This is a genomic window from Klebsiella sp. JN_Kp127 (assembly GCF_040062505.1).
GTDB lineage: Bacteria > Pseudomonadota > Gammaproteobacteria > Enterobacterales > Enterobacteriaceae > Klebsiella > Klebsiella quasipneumoniae.
Genome location: NZ_JBEAHS010000054.1, coordinates 118,544 through 134,375, shown reverse-complemented (window position 1 = coordinate 134,375; position 15,832 = coordinate 118,544). Strand labels below are relative to the sequence as shown.

Here is a 15,832-nt window from a genome sequence, read left to right as displayed (position 1 = left end):
TTGTACGCGCCTCAAGGTGTGCCGGGGAAGGGGATAGATCAAATCCCCGGCACGAAGGGCTTAGCTGAGCTGCGCCTGCGCCCAGACGATACCGCTGGCGTATTCCGCTGGCAGCAGCGGCTTCAACGCTTCCAGCGTCGCGCTCAGACGGTCTGTATCGCTGTCGGTCAGGTTCAGGTGGCCGACTTTACGACCCTGGCGCACCTCTTTATCGTACCAGTGCAGGTGGACCAGCGGCAGCTTCAGCCAGTCGTAATTGAGATCGGTGCCGATCAGGTTGATCATCACCGACGGGCTGTTAACCACCGGCGGCGGCAGAGGAAGGTCGGTCATTGCTCGCAGATGCAGCTCAAACTGGCTGATGGAGGCGCCATTTTGCGTCCAGTGGCCGCTGTTGTGTACGCGCGGCGCCAGCTCGTTAATCAGCAGCCCCTCGGCGGTGACGAAGCACTCCATCGCCATCACGCCGACGTAGTTCAGCTCGTTCATGATCGCCGTCAGCATGCTTTCCGCTTGCTCCTGCTGGCGGGCATTGGCCTGCGGGAAGGCGACGCTGGCGCGCAGAATACCGTCCTGATGCAGGTTGCGGGTCAGCGGGTAGAAGACGGTGCTGCCGTCCTGGGCGCGGGCGCCTACCAGCGACACTTCGCCGGAGAAGTTAATCCCCTGCTCGACGATGCACTCGCCGTAGTTATCGTCCGGTAGCTGATCGATCTCGTTTTCCCGCAGACGCCACTGGCCGCGGCCGTCGTAGCCGCCGACGCGACGCTTAACGATCGCCAGTTCGCCAAGGCGGGCAAACACCGCCGGCCACTCGCTTTTATCCGCCAGCAGCTGCCACGGGGCAGTGGCGAGGCCCAGCTTATCGAACAGCTGCTTTTGCGTCAGGCGATCGGCGATAATCGGGAAGACGTCGCGGTTGACGAACGCCGGGTGGCGGGCCAGCTCGCGGGTGAGGGCGGTTTCCGGCCAGCGTTCAATTTCTGCGGTGATGACGCTCTGCTGGAACGGCACCGCTTCCGGATCGGCTTCCAGCCCCACCGGCCAGACGGCGATACCCAGCGGCTCGCCGGCCTGGCGCAGCATACGGCCTAACTGGCCGTTACCGAGCACGCATACCTGTTTCATGCCGCACCCCGCGGGTCCGGGTTATCCAGCACTTCATCGGTTTGCGCCTGACGCCAGGCGCTCAGGCGCTGGTGGAGTTCAGCATCATGCTGGGCGAGGATCTGCGCGGCGAGCAGACCGGCGTTTGCAGCCCCGGCTTTGCCGATGGCCAGGGTACCGACCGGAATACCGCGCGGCATCTGCACAATGGAGTAGAGGCTGTCGACACCGCTTAAGGCCGCGCTCTGAACCGGTACGCCGAGCACCGGCACCAGGGTTTTCGCCGCAATCATGCCCGGCAGATGCGCCGCGCCGCCTGCCCCTGCAATAATCACCTGATAACCGTGGCTTTCGGCGCTTTCAGCGAAGCTGAACAGCTTATCGGGCGTGCGATGGGCGGAGACCACTTCGACATGGTACGGAACGTTCAGGGCATCAAGGATTTCTGCGGTAAACTGCATGGTAGCCCAGTCGCTTTTGGACCCCATCACGATGGCGATACGCGCCGAATTATTGCGGGAAGACATGCGTCTTAAAACTCCTGTGGGTGTGTTTCACACTGCTTTAGAGGCCACAGAGAATAGCATGAACTGCCGGCAAGGAAAACGGTTGCGTGCGCATGGTTAGCCGTCTTTTGTCTCGCTTATCGAGGACGGCGATCGCGGCTTATCGACACTTCTCTCATTCATGATACAGGTGATTAGCAGCACGAGCCCCCAGGGGAGCATCAGGGCGCCCATGATCAGTAAAAAGATCTGTACTGACCGGCTCTCGTGAGGGCGGGTGCAGAACAAATAAATGGCATAGAAATAGATGGCCCACGCCAGCAGGGCGCACCAGACAAACGTCAGCGTGTTGCCGAGAGCGACGCCGATTAAGGCGATATAGCTTATCCCTAACGGATTGAGGAGCGCGATGATCATTCCCCAGATCAGCGGCTGGCTCCACTTTTTCCTGTTCATGCTCGTTCCTTGAGAGTGATGTCGAGGAAGACTAGCATGCGGAATGCCGGGAGGCGCATACCTCCGCCCAGGCAAAAGGCGGTTTCGGAATTATGCTCGCGCAGGAATTAGAACGGAAAGTGGATCAGTTCGACGTCGTCCGGCGTCACCTTGACCATCGATCCTTCGCTGTGCCAGGCGCCGAGCACCACGCGCCATGCGGGCTGGCCGTTGGCCTGCAGGTCATGGACCGCCGGGCGATGGGTATGGCCGTGGATCAGCCACTGCACGTGATGCCGCTCCATCACGTCAACCACCGCCTGCGGATTCACATCCATAATTTCCATTGATTTGCTGCTGTTGGCGGCTTTGCTGTCGGCGCGCATGCGGGCGGCGATACGGCGGCGGATAAACAGCGGCAGGGCCAGGAACAGGCGCTGGATCCACGGGGTGTGGACTTTCGCGCGAAACGCCAGATAGCCCGGGTCATCGGTGCACAGCGTGTCGCCATGCATAATCAAGACTTCACGGCCATAGAGGTCCAGTCGCTCTTCTTCGGCGAGCAGGAGCATCCCGCTCTGGCGGGCGAAGCGCTGGCCGACGAGAAAATCGCGGTTGCCGTGAATGAAGTAGCAGGGCACGCCGGCGTCGACGACGGCTTTGATTGCCGTAGCGATTTGCTGATGCAACGGGTTCGGATCGTCATCGCCGATCCATGCCTCGAACAGATCGCCAAGGATATACAGGGCGTCCGCCTGACGGGCTTCCCCCTGTAAAAAACGCAGAAAACCGGCGGTGATCGCCGGTTCTTCTGTTTGCAGGTGCAAATCTGCAATAAAAAGTGTCGCCACGAATTACTCGCTGACGGTGACGCTTTTGATGATCACATCGTCTTTCGGCACATCCTGGTGCATGCCGCTGCGGCCGGTGGCAACCGCTTTGATTTTATCAACCACATCCATGCCTTCAACCACTTCCGCGAAGACGCAGTAGCCCCAGCCCTGCAGGCTTTCGCCGGAGAAGTTCAGGAAGTCGTTGTCAACCACGTTGATGAAGAACTGCGCGGTTGCAGAGTGCGGCGCCTGAGTACGGGCCATCGCCAGCGTGCCGCGGGTGTTTTTCAGACCGTTGTTCGCTTCGTTCTGAATCGGAGATTTGGTCGCTTTTTGTTTCATGCCAGGTTCAAAACCGCCGCCCTGAATCATGAAGCCGTTGATAACACGGTGGAAAATGGTGTTGTCGTAGAAACCTTCGCGGCAGTAGTCCAGGAAGTTTTTAACTGTTTCCGGCGCTTTGTCGTCAAACGTTTTGATTACGATATCGCCATGATTGGTGTGGAAAGTAACCATTTTTGCATCCTGTTCCGATGAGTGTGGTGCCAGCACCCGGTGTCGGGTGAGATATAGGGGGGTGTTATAGCATAACCGCGGGGGTCGATGCACCTTGCAATGTGTGCTGCGTCCTGTGTGAATTATGGGTATTATAGAGGCTTCATTACCCACACACGTCTACACGGAATCTTCGATGTTAAAAATTTTTAATACACTGACGCGCCAGAAAGAGGAATTTAAACCTATCCATGCCGGGGAAGTCGGCATGTACGTGTGTGGTATTACCGTTTACGATCTCTGTCACATCGGCCATGGGCGTACCTTCGTCTCCTTTGACGTTGTGGCGCGTTATCTGCGTTTTCTCGGCTATAAGCTGAAGTACGTGCGCAATATCACCGATATCGATGACAAAATCATTAAGCGCGCTAATGAAAACGGCGAAAGCTTTGTCGCGCTGGTCGATCGGATGATCGCCGAAATGCACAAGGATTTTGACGCCCTGAATATTTTGCGTCCCGACAGCGAGCCGCGCGCGACGCATCATATTGCGGAAATCATCGAGATTACCGAGCAGCTGATCGCCAAAGGCCATGCCTATGTGGCGGATAACGGCGACGTGATGTTCGATGTGCCGACGGACCCGAACTACGGTTTGCTGTCGCGTCAGGATCTCGATCAGCTGCAGGCGGGGGCGCGCGTCGACGTGGTTGACGTCAAGCGTAACCCGATGGACTTCGTTCTGTGGAAGATGTCGAAAGAGGGCGAGCCAAGCTGGCCGTCGCCGTGGGGCGCGGGCCGTCCGGGCTGGCATATCGAGTGCTCGGCGATGAACTGCAAACAGCTGGGCAACCATTTTGACATCCACGGCGGCGGTTCCGATCTGATGTTCCCGCATCACGAAAACGAAATCGCTCAGTCCACCTGCGCCCATGACGGCGAGTACGTTAACTACTGGATGCACTCCGGCATGGTGATGGTCGACCGCGAGAAGATGTCGAAATCGCTGGGCAACTTCTTTACCGTCCGCGACGTGCTGAAGTATTACGATGCGGAGACCATTCGCTACTTCCTGATGTCCGGCCACTATCGCAGCCAGCTGAACTACAGCGAAGAGAACCTCAAGCAGGCGCGCTCGGCGCTGGAGCGTCTGTACACCGCGCTGCGCGGGACCGACAAATCCGTCGACGCGGCGGGCGGCGAAGCCTTCGAAGCACGCTTTATCGAGGCGATGGACGATGACTTCAACACCCCGGAAGCCTACTCGGTGCTGTTCGATATGGCGCGCGAAGTAAACCGCCTGAAAACTGAGGACGCGGCCGCGGCGAACGCCATGGCGGCCCACCTGCGTAAGCTTGCGTCGGTGCTGGGGCTGCTGGAGCAGGAGCCGGACGCCTTCCTGCAGAGCGGCGCGCAGGCTGACGACGCGGAAGTGGCGGAAATTGAATCGCTTATCCAGCAGCGTCTGGACGCGCGTAAAGCGAAAGACTGGGCGGCGGCGGATGCGGCGCGCGATCGTCTTAACGAGATGGGGATCGTGCTGGAAGATGGCCCGCAGGGCACCACCTGGCGCCGGAAGTAAGTCATAAAAAAACGCCCGCTTAAGCGGGCGTTTTCCTTTTCGCGGTCAGGCCGTGACGGTTACGCTCTGGCCTTCAAAGCTCACCGTCTGACCGGCGACGATTTTGCAGCGTTTGCGGGTTTCCACCGCGCCGTCGACTTTTACCAGCCCGTCGGCGATGGCGATCTTCGCCTGGGCGCCGCTTTCGCTCCAGCCTTCCAGCTTCAGCAGATCGCACAGCTCAACGTGCGGGTGTTTTCCTAAGGAAAATGTCGCCATCTCAGGCCTCCTCAACGTCGTGGTACTCTTCGCACGCCTGCAGCGTGTTCTGAATCAGGGTGGCGACGGTCATCGGGCCAACGCCGCCGGGAACCGGGGTGATGTAGGATGCGCGTTCAGCGGCATCTTCATACACCACGTCGCCGACCACTTTGCCGCTTTCCAGACGGTTAATGCCGACATCGACCACAATCGCCCCTTCTTTGATCCATTCGCCAGGAATAAAGCCCGGTTTACCCACCGCGACGATCAGCAGGTCGGCGTTTTCGACATGATGGCGCAGGTTTTTGGTAAAGCGGTGGGTGACGGTGGTGGTGCAGCCGGCCAGCAGCAGCTCCATGCTCATCGGGCGGCCGACGATATTGGACGCGCCAATGACCACCGCATTCAGGCCGTAGGTGTCGATATTGTAGCGCTCCAGCAGCGTCACGATACCGCGCGGGGTGCACGGACGCAGGCGCGGCGCCCGCTGGCACAGGCGGCCAACGTTGTAAGGATGGAAGCCGTCGACGTCTTTATCCGGCGCGATGCGCTCGAGAACTTTGACGTTATCGATCCCTGCCGGCAGGGGCAGCTGAACCAGAATACCGTCGATGGTCTTATCGGCATTCAGGGTGTCGATAAGCTCCAGCAGCTCGGCTTCGCTGGTGGTTTCCGGGAGATCGTAAGAGCGGGAGACGAAGCCCACTTCTTCACATGCTTTGCGCTTGCTGCCGACATAAATCTGCGAGGCCGGGTTGCTGCCGACCAGCACGACGGCCAGCCCAGGGGCGCGTTTTCCGGCCGCAACGCGAGCCTTCACTTTTTCCGCAACCTCAGAGCGTACCTGCTGCGCAATCGTTTTACCGTCAATAATTTTTGCTGCCATCAGAGAGAGGATTCCATCTGTATCTTTACGAAAGGGGGATGAGGATATTTTGTCAGAAGCCGGCCTCGCTGTCAGTCCTCGTTTGCTGTTTTATCCTGTCTGGGGCAAATTTAGCCGGTTTTTGACCATTTTCATTGCATGGTTATTGGTGTATTGCGCCTGGCCACTCAGTCGATTTACTGGCGTAAGAGCCCCGGTGGTATGCTTCTTGTACAGTTGGCGGAGGATATTTCGCCAGCGTCGTATAAGCCCCGCAGTTTCCTGGCAAAATGGATTGACTCAACCGACGTGGACCGTATAATTCCAGGCGTTTCACTCCGCGAAGCACTCGCTTCTCAGGGCGCCCTTAGCTCAGCTGGATAGAGCAACGGCCTTCTAAGCCGTAGGTCACAGGTTCGAATCCTGTAGGGCGTGCCATTTTGAATCAACCACTTATAAACTTCCTCCAGTCGCTGATTTTTCCTTGTGGGACATATTTGGGACATCTCCCTCAAAAATTGAGTCAATTTGACGTGCGTGCTCAGTTAAATGGTTAGGTACCAGATGGGCATATCAACGAACCATCCCGGTACTTCCCTGAGGCCTTTAAAGGGAAGATAGCCCGCGGCTTTAACGCCCGTCAGTTTTCTGAAGTACTGAGGAAAGCTGGAATGCTGGCGCCGCCGACGTTAGGTCGCGGCTTCCAGAGAAAATCACCGCGTATTGATGGGCGACAGATTAGGGTTTATGTCCTGCAGTATCGCCGGACGATGAGCTGCCAGAGTAAAAGCATTCTTTCATATGTGTGGTTTAGGTGTTGCTTCAACTGGTTCAGTAGTTGTAAGAAACGTGTACCTGCAGGCCCGGGAAGGTGATGCAAAGGCCGGAGATTTTCTCTGTTTTGGTATCAACCATACACCGTTTCTCAATCTACTTGGTGTGCGTCAGGGAATAGACAGTCTTATTCTGAACGCATGCAGGAATGGTTATCATCTGGTTCTCTTGAGTGCTATAAGTAGCGTTTACAAGCAGATCAGGGTAATACCTTTATGTTACCGCCGTCGCAATTCATGTGATGGAAATAATAATGATTACCAAATATATTGCTTGCGCTCAATTTTGTTACCAGCAGAAGCAAAGTTCTATGATGGTCAACAGCTATACCAATATGTCCAAGAGTATAAAAAACTGAGCAAGGGGTTCGCAGCATGCCTGATAACAGGCTTCAGGCTAGCGTATTCATGGGATATTTGGCATCAATGATTGATGCCTATGGTAATGAAGGGGCTCCGGTTTTTTGCCAGCCTTTTGGACGTTTACAGACATATGCTGATGTTGTTTATAAATACTTAAACGATAACCCTGACAAGCGAGTTAACTCAGCTGAGAGCTTGGTCATAGCTGCTATCCAGGCATCGTTTCGTAGTAACGAGCCGCCAAAGCTGAATAGTAAAAACTAGCGTGACATGTCACAAAGGCCGCTTTCTCGGCCTTAAATGCAGTGTGCCCTATAGAATTTTAATATCTTCGGATTAGTGAAATCGGATGCTTCAAAACCGCTCAAGACCCTTTGAAGTACGTTTTCTTCCATATCGGCGTGAGGAGTAAGTTCTCCACTCTGCTCTCGCGAAATAACATTCGGTACTTTCCAAACGATAGCATCTTCGTAATAAACGAAACTGTCATGGAAGACAAAGGGATGCTCCCCTGAATGAAGGATACATGCAGGGTCACTGTAAGCTGGTGGTGGATAAACAGAAGAAATATTCACTACCAGAACACAGTCGCAACCATGTATCGGGTAGTGAACCGGATCATTACAAATGATATGTAAATGATCGCTGCCGCCAACAGGCGCTAAGACCGTTCCTTTCCTGTAAGGGGCATATTGTTGCGTCATGCAAGTTGCCTGCTGAACTGTTTCAGTGCATCTCTCTCACGCATATGGCGAATTAGCTCATCAGCTTCTGATTCACTTTTACCCCCAGCCATAAGAATATCTTTAGGGCTGATTGGAACTGATGAACCATGCGGATTTTGCCATTCAGCGCACACTCGATGTGTCAGATCACAAAGTTCAAATCGTTTGTACTGACCATATTCGTCAAATACTTTATCAAGAATGCGTTTGTTTGCCTTGCTGAGCTCATCGAATGCGTCATCGTCATCGAGTCCGTTAACTCGTTTCTTCAATGACACTTCAAAATCTGCCTCACCGGCAATCCAATCATCCCAGGGGGATTCTTCCTCCGGGCTACCTGATTTCAGCAGGTCATACGTTCTTGACAGAACAGGTCCATTATTCATGGATACGGCACGATCACCAGTCATGGAGTCGCCGTAAGTGATCATGTATTCTCTGTCAGCAAGATACAGCAACTTCATGAGCTTGATGTATGCCATGCGTCCACCACGTTTAAGCAGCAGATAGCCAGCCATTTGCGCAGTTTTGCTTTCGCTATACATACTCAACCTCCAGAGTAAACAAGGTGTTTACCGTGTAGCAAGCTTACTCAAATTTGATGAGTTAAGCAAAGTGAATAGATATAAAAAGAAGCGAACACATAGAACATCTAACCAAACTAAGAAGCGAATGCCTGCGCCAGCAACCTCTAACCAAACTAAGAAGCGAATGCCTGCGCCAGCAACCTCAGTAACCCTTGGCCTTAGCTATCACGTACTGTACGTGCGTCTCGATTTCTCACAGCACTTGCTGACGCCAGCTATGTAGCAGAACATAGTCGTTAACTCCGCCGCGGCGCCGGCACCCTTATGCCCGTCGGCATCCATCTTGTTCAGCATATCCATCAGCATGGAGTGCTCAACAAGACCGTTAACTCCCTCGGGGCTGTGGATGTGCTCACGGTAGTTTGTCTTCAGAGGGTAGTGATAGGTCTGCTTCTCTTCCGACTTTATGGTCTCTAGGGTGGCCGGCATCAAACTGGCTACTACCTTCTGCGTTATATCCGCCGGCGAGAGCTCCTCGCTAACGTATCGCCCGGTGCAGAGGATTTGCATAAGCAATGTGCCAACTGCATCACGTTGCCTTACTTACCGGGTGAGAAACTCTCTTGTCAACAGGTGGCTTTTTCCCACCAAAATTACCGGTGTTTGCGGCCTTTCTTTCGTCAAGCCACTGTTCGACTTCATCTCCATCCCAGGCACAGCGTCCGTCGGTAATATAAAAGCGTTTTGGGAACTGACCTTTGTGTTCAAGGCGGTCGATAGTACTCATCGATAACGGCACCACCAGCAACAACTCTTTCCTACCAAAAGCTTTTTTCATTAATTAATTCAACTATATGTATTAAAAATGGTGGTGTTTTTAGCAAGTGGCGCATCAGAAATGCAGAGGATTACTCCTGGTTATGTACCGATGTAGATTCAATCGTCCAGATATCATCCACTTGTTGTCTAATGATCAAGGAGTGGCGTAAGAGAATCAGTGATTAGCGGCAGAACGTATGATTTTGGCGTTTGAAACATCGCAAATGTTGGTTCACTCAGCTAAATGTTGGTTCAAAATCTGGAAGTGTTGGTTCGGTTTTTTGATAAATATCCAAATAAAACAATGGACTTTACGTTTTGAGGCAACTGAACCAACCGAACCAACACATTTTGCATGTATATAGATAAATTTTTCCGCACATAAATTTGGGCGCGATTTTGTACCGGTGGGTGTTACCAACATGTGAGAAGGTACCCTGAGCCCAAAATTGCACGATAAATAGTCAATTCTCATCCACAGAAAAATATATGGGGGTACATTTGGGGGTATGTAAGATTTTTATAACCAGAATAGTTAAATAAAATCAGTTCATTATGTGTTTATATCGAATCCTGTAGGGGCCATTTTGAATCAAAGCGTTATACCAATCTTCATCCAGACTATTTTCCTCTCTGTGTCGTCTTTGTGTCGCTGGCGGCAAAAATGGCGTCATTGTCATGGAGCTAGCGTCTCACACGTTACTATCCTGGATAGCGATTTTCCGTAATCTGGTCGCCTTATTGATTAATTTCATTTTCTGAAAAATATTTCCTCCTGCAATAAATGTTTGCAGGCAAATAATAAACAGGCTAACACTCTTCATAACTTTAATTTATGCTACCGGGGCTAGGTATCGCATTTTAAGCTGGCGCGAATGACAGTTGCTAAAGATCAATATTCAATGCTTTTTGAAAGCATACCCTCGATGTTCATCTTCGACCTGGAAAGATCCAAATGAACATCAAATTCGTCACCATCTCCGTATTCGCTGTTGTGTTTGTCTTTGCATCAGATATTTCTATCGCCAAATCGAATTCCTTAAGCGATGATCAGGTCAGGCAAAGAATTATTGATGACTCTGTCGCATCCTACCCGGGCACCTGTGCCTGTCCCTTCAATACCGCGCGGAACGGCAGCTCGTGCGGTGGCCGCAGTGCCTGGAGCAAAGCGGGTGGGTATTCACCCATTTGCTACAAGAAAGAGGTAACAAAGGAGATGGTGAAGGCGTGGCGACAAGAGAATCAATGATAACAATTAATATCTGCGCCAGGTGATTACTTCCACTGGAATAGTCGTTTAAATAATATTAAATGATTATTTCGAATACGGCAGGCCATTTTCAGTGAGCACTGTTTCCGTTAGAGGGGGGAGAGGCCACGGCGTATATTCTTTAACCTTGTGATATTTGACCCGAGCTAATCTATTTCCCCTCTCTGACAGTTTAAGTGCCCCGTATCCTGTTACGCAGAGCACGGGGTTACTTACACATAAGACACTTACTCTTCTCACGACAAAACCGGTTTGGCGTGTTGTGTATGGAGACAGTCCCCATCACCGCAATCTGATAACAAAAAGTTTAATTTTTTTCCCCGCCGCGCTGACTATAGTTAGGGCACTTTCACTTGCCCAAAAGGTCACGATTATGAAATTAGTTATCGCCTCCGTAATTTCCCTGCTCAGCTTCAGCGCGCTGGCGGCGCCAGAGGGCACGCTCAGCGTACACATTCTTAATCAGCAAACCGGGCTCCCTTCGCCGGGGGTGCAGATTGAGCTGGATAAGCAGCAAGGGGAGAGCTGGCAGCATATCGCCACCGGCAAAACGGATGCCGATGGGCGGATTAAATCGCTCTATCCGCAGGCGGAAAATATGGAGCCGGGGGTGTATAAAGTGACGTTTAAAACTGGTGACTATTTTAAAAGCCAAAACATGAATACGTTCTTCCCGGTGGTTCCGGTTATTTTCAATGTCACAAAGCAAAATCAAAAACTGCATATCCCGCTGCTGCTCAGTCAGTACGGATACTCTACCTACCGCGGCAGCTGATAACTCAAGCCGTTATCCAGCCAACGCCTGCGCGTCTCCCGCAGGCGTCACCCTTTCCCCGCACAACGACGCCCACGCCTAACGCTTGGTCTCTTTCTCTTTAAAATGGTTAACGGCTTCGTCGTACATCGCCAGCAGGCCGGAAATATCGCCTTCATATTGCGGCACGCGCTGGGCGCGAACGAGCTCAATTATCAGCGCATAGGCTGCTTCTTCCGGGGCCGCATGTGGGTTGATCAGTCCAGACATATCACCTCCTTAACAGTGGGCCTTTAGCCTACCCCTCGCCGGGAAACCGCAACAGCCTGATATGCGACCAGTACTTCTTGTATGACTCTGCTGAAACTTCAGAGGCGAAGACCACGGCGGAAATCCATTGAATGAGGCGTTATCCAGGCCACTGGCGTGGCGGTTAGCGCTGCGTCTATACCGGCAGCAGGCTCATCATCAGCCAGGCGATAGCGATGCAGATGAGGGTCATCGACAGCACAAAATTCATGGTAGCTCCTCTTCACCCTTTCTTTACTCAGCGTAAATTTTGACAGCGCTGATCGCCTTTATCCTTGGCGATTTGTGCCGCTATCCAGCGGTGGGGTGGGGAAAGACGGCCTGTTTCCCCGGGAAGGCCAGCAAAATATCCTCTTTGTCAGCGTTATAGTGATGACATCAATGAATAAGCTGCATCACATTGGTTATGTTGGTCTTTCCGCCTGAAGAATGACTTCAGGTCGCTGATAAGCTGCTGGGGGAACTGACAGGATGAGCACCACACCGTTAACGCTTTCTATTGCCGGGCAACCGACGCCCATCACCCTGCCGCAGGTGCCGGGAAGCCGGGGCCATGTGGGGGTCGACATACGCGAGCTGAATCAGTCCGGATTCTGCAGCTACGACCCCGGCTTCGCTAACACCGCCGGATGCCAGTCGGCGATCTCGTGGATCGATACGGAAAACAGCGTGCTGCTGCACCGCGGCTATCCGGTGGACCAGCTGGCCCGCCAGTGTGATTTTCTCGAGGTGGCGTACATTATGCTGCGGGGCGACGCGCCGGATGAGGCCAGCTATCAAACGTTTCGCGAAACCATCACCCGCCATACCCTGGTGCATGAGCAGATAGCCCGCATGTGCAGCGGCTTTCGTCGCGATTCGCACCCGATGGCGCTGATGTGCGCCCTGGTGGGGGCGCTGGCGGCGTTCTATCATGATGTCCTGGATGTGGAAAATCCGGAGCACCGGGCGCTGGCCGCCACGCGGCTGCTGTCGAAAATGCCCACTATCGCCGCCATGAGCTACAAGTACACCATTGAACAACCCGCCGCGTATCCGCGCAACGATCTCTCCTATGCCGGCAATTTCCTGCAGATGCTGTTTGCTATCCCGGCCGAGAAATACGTCCTCAATCCGGTCATCGAACAGGCGATGAACCAGATCCTGGTCCTGCATGCCGATCACGGGCAGTGCGCCTCCACCACCACGGTGCGCGCGGCGGGCTCCTCCGGGGCGAACTTATTCGCCTGCGTCGCCGCCGGGCTAGCGTCGCTGTGGGGACCGATGCACGGCGGCGCCAATGAGTCGAGCATGCGGATGCTGGAAGAGATTGAAAGCGTCGATCAGGTTCCGGCGTTTCTGCGTCAGGCAAAACGCGACCCGCAGGCATTTCGCCGCCTCGGTTTTGGCAACTCACGCTACCGCCACCGCGACCCGCGCGCCGATATCCTGCGTGAAACCAGCCATCGGGTACTGGCGGAGGTAGGAATGTCCGACCGTCTGCTGCAGGTGGCGATGGCCCTTGAGGACGTGGCGCTGACCGACCCCTACTTTGTGGAAAATGGCCTGTCGCCGAGCGTGGATTTTTATACCGCGGTGATCCTCAAGGCGATGAATCTGCCTTCGTCGATGTTTGCGGTGGTCACCGCCGTCGGACGGACGGTCGGCTGGGTGGCGCACTGGAACGAGATGCACCAGGCGCCGCTGACCATCTACCGGCCACGGCAGATTTATGTTGGCGAGGACTATCGGGATTACGTCTCACGGCGCGGCGAGCCGCCGAGCGGCTCGCGTTGACAGCGGGCGAGGCGAACGCCAGCGCGACCTTCGTGGTGACCTATAACTGATCGGCCTGACGGCGCGGCGCCGTCAGGCATGCGCCAGTAAAGGAAACATCAACTTCCTGTCTTTAAAAAGGTTTTCCTTGTGGTCATAGACAAAGAGGATATCTTCTCCCTCAATCTTCTCGTACTCGCCGAGCCGGTCTTCATGGGGGGTAAAACCGAGGATGGCCTGGTAAACATGGTCATCGGCCAGCTCGTTGACCAGCGTCGACAGGCTTTTGCCCGTGTCGCAGAACAGGTCAAAGCAGATCAGCACCGGGCCGTTTTGCATGGCGATGACCACCGCCTCATTTTTTGCCGAATAGTAAACGAAATGCTTCATAAAGGCGGAGCAGTAAAACATCAGCAGGCCAAAGTTGTGCTCCACCCGCAGCGGTGAGAACGGGTTGGATTTTTCATAGTAATGGCGGAGCAGGGCGACATCGTCCGCGCGGTCCATATCCAGTTTGCGAAAATCACCGGCGCGCGGAGAGACCGGCATAATATATTGATGCTCTTCGCTGCGGGTGAAACCAAATTTGGGGTAAAAATCCACCGTGGTGGGATTGGCAAATAAAAAGAAGGCGTCTGCCTCCTGCTGCCAGTCCTGCAGGATGTGATGGATAAGCTGACCGGCTAATCCCTTATTACGGTGGTCCGGTTCGGTCATCACGGTGCCAATCTGAATATAACGCCGGGGTTCGCCCTGCCAGCGCAGATCGATGATGTTGGCCGAGGCGTTAGCGATAATTTTATTTCGTTCGACAAAGGCGTAGGGGATATAGGAGTCAGTCCAGTAACCTTGTTGATACCACTCTTCAAAAGACAGGTCGAAAGTCTTAACGGCAAGGTCAATGAAGCTTTTTCTTAATGTGTTATTTTCTCTGACTTGCTTCACTAATTGATAATTCATTGTCATAGTTCCTTCTCACTATGGCTTCTGAAAGCGACGACGTCGGCAAAGGCACTTGCGTCGAATGAGCGCTGTAAACGTAGCATATCTGGGAAAAGGATCCGCATTGGTGATGCTTAACCTTTGCCCGAGTCACAAATAACCGCATGCTGGCCATGTTAGACCGGGCGAAACGGCCTGTTTGCGTTGACTATCGCCATAATAAAGCGTGAGTAAAAAAGGCTTTGGGCGAGAGGCTGAGGATAAGGCACTGGCGATTTTATCGGCAATCGGCCGCGTCGTAGAGGTTAGGTTTATTTATTTATGCACAAATCAGGAAATTTTACGCTAAGTGTCTAATACGAGAGTAACCCCAGCGCAAGGGCTGAAATTATCATGGAATCGGCTTATAATAACGCGCTTTGTGACTGAGTATTACCGCACGAATTGGAAAAATATAACCTGCAGGATCCGCTACTTTATTTCGCGGTTTTTGCTCAGCTATTATTGAGTGAATTAACAGGATTACTATGTCAAATTTACCCAAATTTTCCCGCGCGCTATTGCACCCGCGTTACTGGCTATTATGGCTGGGAATTGGCTTGTTATGGCTGCTGGTGCAATTACCGTATCCGGTGATCTACCGACTGGGCACGGCGCTCGGGCGGCTGGCAATGCGGGTGATGAAAAGTCGCGCGCGGATTGCCAGACGTAATCTGGAACTCTGTTTTCCCGCGATGAGCGTCGCCGAGCGTGAGGCGCTGCTGGTGAAAAACTTTGAATCGCTGGGCATGGGGCTGATGGAGACCGGCATGGCCTGGTTCTGGCCGACGCACCGGGTGGCGCGCTGGACCGAGACCAGCGGCGTGAACGAGGTGGTCGACCTCCTCGAACAAAAGCAGGGCATCTTACTGATCGGCATTCATTTTCTCACCCTCGAGATGGGGGCGCGGATGTATGGCATGTTTACCCCGGGCATCGGCGTCTACCGGCCCAATGATAACCCGCTGATTGACTGGCTGCAGACCTGGGGACGCTTGCGCTCGAACAAGACCATGCTGGATCGAAAAAATCTGAAAGGGATGGTCAGGGCGCTGAAAGAGGGGGAGATCCTCTGGTACGCGCCGGATCATGATTACGGCCCGGCCAGCAGCGTTTTTGCGCCGCTGTTTGCCGTCGAGCAGGCGGCGACCACCACCGGCACCTGGATGCTGGCGAAAATGTCCGGGGCGACGATTGTGCCGTTTGTTCCCCGACGCAAGCCCAACGGTAGGGGATATGAATTGATCTCCCTGACGCCGGAGCGCACGCCGCCGCTGGCAAGCGCCGAGGTGACGGCGGCGTGGATGAACCAGATTATCGAACAGTGCATCCTGATGGCGCCCGAGCAATATATGTGGCTGCACCGGCGTTTTAAGACCCGCCCGGAAGGGGTGCCGCCGCGTTACTAAACGCTGCGGCCAAAAAATCAGCGC

Annotated in this window: 18 protein-coding genes, 1 tRNA gene and 2 pseudogenes; 8 read left to right on the top strand and 13 right to left on the bottom strand. The window is 53.8% G+C overall.

The window, feature by feature from the left end; all coding sequences use genetic code 11:
• Window positions 1-60 precede the first annotated feature (60 nt).
• The 5 genes from purK to ppiB all read right to left on the bottom strand — a co-directional run bounded on the left by purK (window position 61) and on the right by ppiB (window position 3,397).
• On the bottom strand, window positions 61-1,128 hold the full coding sequence (gene purK / locus ABLV04_RS24715; RefSeq protein ID WP_023288669.1) for a 5-(carboxyamino)imidazole ribonucleotide synthase: 1,068 nt from the start codon (window positions 1,126-1,128) through the stop codon (window positions 61-63).
• Window positions 1,125-1,634, bottom strand: coding sequence for a 5-(carboxyamino)imidazole ribonucleotide mutase (purE, locus tag ABLV04_RS24710; RefSeq protein ID WP_004151322.1), 510 nt, complete (start codon window positions 1,632-1,634; stop codon window positions 1,125-1,127). Before purE ends, purK begins: the two co-directional genes overlap by 4 nt.
• Before the next feature lie 96 nt (window positions 1,635-1,730).
• A complete protein-coding gene (locus ABLV04_RS24705) occupies window positions 1,731-2,069 on the bottom strand; it encodes a hypothetical protein (protein WP_348816259.1) in 339 nt (112 codons plus the stop codon).
• A gap of 107 nt (window positions 2,070-2,176) precedes the next feature.
• Window positions 2,177-2,899: a UDP-2,3-diacylglucosamine diphosphatase gene (lpxH, locus tag ABLV04_RS24700; protein WP_180266071.1), complete on the bottom strand. Its 723-nt coding sequence runs from the start codon at window positions 2,897-2,899 to the stop codon at window positions 2,177-2,179.
• 3 nt (window positions 2,900-2,902) lie between these two features.
• Window positions 2,903-3,397, bottom strand: a complete 495-nt coding sequence (gene ppiB / locus ABLV04_RS24695; protein WP_004151319.1) for a peptidylprolyl isomerase B — start codon at window positions 3,395-3,397, stop codon at window positions 2,903-2,905.
• Window positions 3,398-3,572: 175 nt separating this feature from the next.
• Between ppiB and cysS the strand changes: the two genes are divergently transcribed.
• On the top strand, window positions 3,573-4,958 hold the full coding sequence (gene cysS / locus ABLV04_RS24690; RefSeq protein WP_004204706.1) for a cysteine--tRNA ligase: 1,386 nt from the start codon (window positions 3,573-3,575) through the stop codon (window positions 4,956-4,958).
• Between the two features lie 45 nt (window positions 4,959-5,003).
• Here cysS and ybcJ read toward each other — a convergent pair whose 3' ends face one another.
• Complete coding sequence (gene ybcJ, locus ABLV04_RS24685; RefSeq protein WP_004143016.1) at window positions 5,004-5,216, bottom strand: ribosome-associated protein YbcJ; 213 nt, start codon at window positions 5,214-5,216, stop codon at window positions 5,004-5,006.
• A 1-nt stretch (window position 5,217) separates the two neighbouring features.
• The gene (gene folD, locus ABLV04_RS24680) at window positions 5,218-6,084 is read right to left on the bottom strand and encodes a bifunctional methylenetetrahydrofolate dehydrogenase/methenyltetrahydrofolate cyclohydrolase FolD (RefSeq protein WP_004143017.1); all 867 of its coding nucleotides are present in this window, start codon (window positions 6,082-6,084) and stop codon (window positions 5,218-5,220) included.
• 340 nt (window positions 6,085-6,424) lie between these two features.
• Between folD and ABLV04_RS24675 the strand changes: the two genes are divergently transcribed.
• Window positions 6,425-6,501 (top strand) — tRNA-Arg (locus ABLV04_RS24675).
• A 15-nt stretch (window positions 6,502-6,516) separates the two neighbouring features.
• Here the strand turns inward: ABLV04_RS24675 and ABLV04_RS24670 are convergent.
• Window positions 6,517-6,648, bottom strand: a pseudogene (locus ABLV04_RS24670) (integrase); the annotation flags it as partial.
• A gap of 8 nt (window positions 6,649-6,656) precedes the next feature.
• Here ABLV04_RS24670 and ABLV04_RS24665 point away from each other — a divergent pair.
• A pseudogene (locus ABLV04_RS24665) lies at window positions 6,657-6,850 on the top strand (hypothetical protein); the annotation flags it as partial.
• Window positions 6,851-7,555: 705 nt separating this feature from the next.
• Here ABLV04_RS24665 and ABLV04_RS24660 read toward each other — a convergent pair.
• From ABLV04_RS24660 to ABLV04_RS24650, 3 genes are all read right to left on the bottom strand, one after another.
• Window positions 7,556-7,963: a hypothetical protein gene (locus ABLV04_RS24660; protein ID WP_072199144.1), complete on the bottom strand. Its 408-nt coding sequence runs from the start codon at window positions 7,961-7,963 to the stop codon at window positions 7,556-7,558.
• Entirely contained in the window at window positions 7,960-8,529 is a 570-nt protein-coding gene (locus ABLV04_RS24655) for a Panacea domain-containing protein (RefSeq protein WP_040215292.1), read from the bottom strand. Before ABLV04_RS24655 ends, ABLV04_RS24660 begins: the two co-directional genes overlap by 4 nt.
• A 571-nt stretch (window positions 8,530-9,100) precedes the next feature.
• A complete protein-coding gene (locus ABLV04_RS24650; RefSeq protein ID WP_180266072.1) occupies window positions 9,101-9,349 on the bottom strand; it encodes an AlpA family phage regulatory protein in 249 nt (82 codons plus the stop codon).
• Between the two features lie 936 nt (window positions 9,350-10,285).
• Between ABLV04_RS24650 and ABLV04_RS24645 the strand changes: the two genes are divergently transcribed.
• Together ABLV04_RS24645 and uraH are read left to right on the top strand one after the other, a co-directional pair.
• Entirely contained in the window at window positions 10,286-10,579 is a 294-nt protein-coding gene (locus tag ABLV04_RS24645; protein WP_032454273.1) for a hypothetical protein, read from the top strand.
• A gap of 394 nt (window positions 10,580-10,973) precedes the next feature.
• Window positions 10,974-11,375: a hydroxyisourate hydrolase gene (uraH, locus tag ABLV04_RS24640; RefSeq protein ID WP_008805473.1), complete on the top strand. Its 402-nt coding sequence runs from the start codon at window positions 10,974-10,976 to the stop codon at window positions 11,373-11,375.
• A 78-nt stretch (window positions 11,376-11,453) separates the two neighbouring features.
• On the opposite strand, the gene ABLV04_RS24635 is transcribed toward uraH, so the two are convergent.
• The gene (locus tag ABLV04_RS24635; RefSeq protein WP_023288674.1) at window positions 11,454-11,624 is read right to left on the bottom strand and encodes a hypothetical protein; all 171 of its coding nucleotides are present in this window, start codon (window positions 11,622-11,624) and stop codon (window positions 11,454-11,456) included.
• 324 nt (window positions 11,625-11,948) lie between these two features.
• On the opposite strand from ABLV04_RS24635, the gene ABLV04_RS24630 reads away from it, so the two are divergent.
• Both ABLV04_RS24630 and ABLV04_RS24625 read left to right on the top strand, forming a co-directional pair.
• Window positions 11,949-12,089 (top strand): hypothetical protein, encoded by a 141-nt coding sequence (locus ABLV04_RS24630; RefSeq protein WP_032428644.1) that lies wholly within the window; start codon window positions 11,949-11,951, stop codon window positions 12,087-12,089.
• A gap of 45 nt (window positions 12,090-12,134) precedes the next feature.
• Window positions 12,135-13,439, top strand: coding sequence for a citrate synthase (locus ABLV04_RS24625; protein WP_135734484.1), 1,305 nt, complete (start codon window positions 12,135-12,137; stop codon window positions 13,437-13,439).
• Between the two features lie 72 nt (window positions 13,440-13,511).
• Here the strand turns inward: ABLV04_RS24625 and ABLV04_RS24620 are convergent, their stop codons facing one another.
• A complete protein-coding gene (locus ABLV04_RS24620) occupies window positions 13,512-14,378 on the bottom strand; it encodes a GNAT family N-acetyltransferase (RefSeq protein WP_180266073.1) in 867 nt (288 codons plus the stop codon).
• A 509-nt stretch (window positions 14,379-14,887) separates the two neighbouring features.
• On the opposite strand from ABLV04_RS24620, the gene ABLV04_RS24615 reads away from it, so the two are divergent.
• Window positions 14,888-15,808: a Kdo(2)-lipid IV(A) acyltransferase gene (locus ABLV04_RS24615; protein ID WP_023288677.1), complete on the top strand. Its 921-nt coding sequence runs from the start codon at window positions 14,888-14,890 to the stop codon at window positions 15,806-15,808.
• The last annotated feature ends 24 nt before the right edge of the window (window positions 15,809-15,832 follow it).

Bases quoted from the DNA above. Each gene is read 5' to 3' on its own strand.
- purK (WP_023288669.1), bottom strand. From the start codon at position 1,128: ATGAAACAGGTATGCGTGCTCGGTAACGGCCAGTTAGGCCGTATGCTG.
- purE (WP_004151322.1), bottom strand. From the start codon at position 1,634: ATGTCTTCCCGCAATAATTCGGCGCGTATCGCCATCGTGATGGGGTCC.
- ABLV04_RS24705 (WP_348816259.1), bottom strand. From the start codon at position 2,069: ATGAACAGGAAAAAGTGGAGCCAGCCGCTGATCTGGGGAATGATCATC.
- ppiB (WP_004151319.1), bottom strand. From the start codon at position 3,397: ATGGTTACTTTCCACACCAATCATGGCGATATCGTAATCAAAACGTTT.
- cysS (WP_004204706.1), top strand. From the start codon at position 3,573: ATGTTAAAAATTTTTAATACACTGACGCGCCAGAAAGAGGAATTTAAA.
- ybcJ (WP_004143016.1), bottom strand. From the start codon at position 5,216: ATGGCGACATTTTCCTTAGGAAAACACCCGCACGTTGAGCTGTGCGAT.
- folD (WP_004143017.1), bottom strand. From the start codon at position 6,084: ATGGCAGCAAAAATTATTGACGGTAAAACGATTGCGCAGCAGGTACGC.
- ABLV04_RS24660 (WP_072199144.1), bottom strand. From the start codon at position 7,963: ATGACGCAACAATATGCCCCTTACAGGAAAGGAACGGTCTTAGCGCCT.
- ABLV04_RS24655 (WP_040215292.1), bottom strand. From the start codon at position 8,529: ATGTATAGCGAAAGCAAAACTGCGCAAATGGCTGGCTATCTGCTGCTT.
- ABLV04_RS24650 (WP_180266072.1), bottom strand. From the start codon at position 9,349: ATGAAAAAAGCTTTTGGTAGGAAAGAGTTGTTGCTGGTGGTGCCGTTA.
- ABLV04_RS24645 (WP_032454273.1), top strand. From the start codon at position 10,286: ATGAACATCAAATTCGTCACCATCTCCGTATTCGCTGTTGTGTTTGTC.
- uraH (WP_008805473.1), top strand. From the start codon at position 10,974: ATGAAATTAGTTATCGCCTCCGTAATTTCCCTGCTCAGCTTCAGCGCG.
- ABLV04_RS24635 (WP_023288674.1), bottom strand. From the start codon at position 11,624: ATGTCTGGACTGATCAACCCACATGCGGCCCCGGAAGAAGCAGCCTAT.
- ABLV04_RS24625 (WP_135734484.1), top strand. From the start codon at position 12,135: ATGAGCACCACACCGTTAACGCTTTCTATTGCCGGGCAACCGACGCCC.
- ABLV04_RS24620 (WP_180266073.1), bottom strand. From the start codon at position 14,378: ATGAATTATCAATTAGTGAAGCAAGTCAGAGAAAATAACACATTAAGA.
- ABLV04_RS24615 (WP_023288677.1), top strand. From the start codon at position 14,888: ATGTCAAATTTACCCAAATTTTCCCGCGCGCTATTGCACCCGCGTTAC.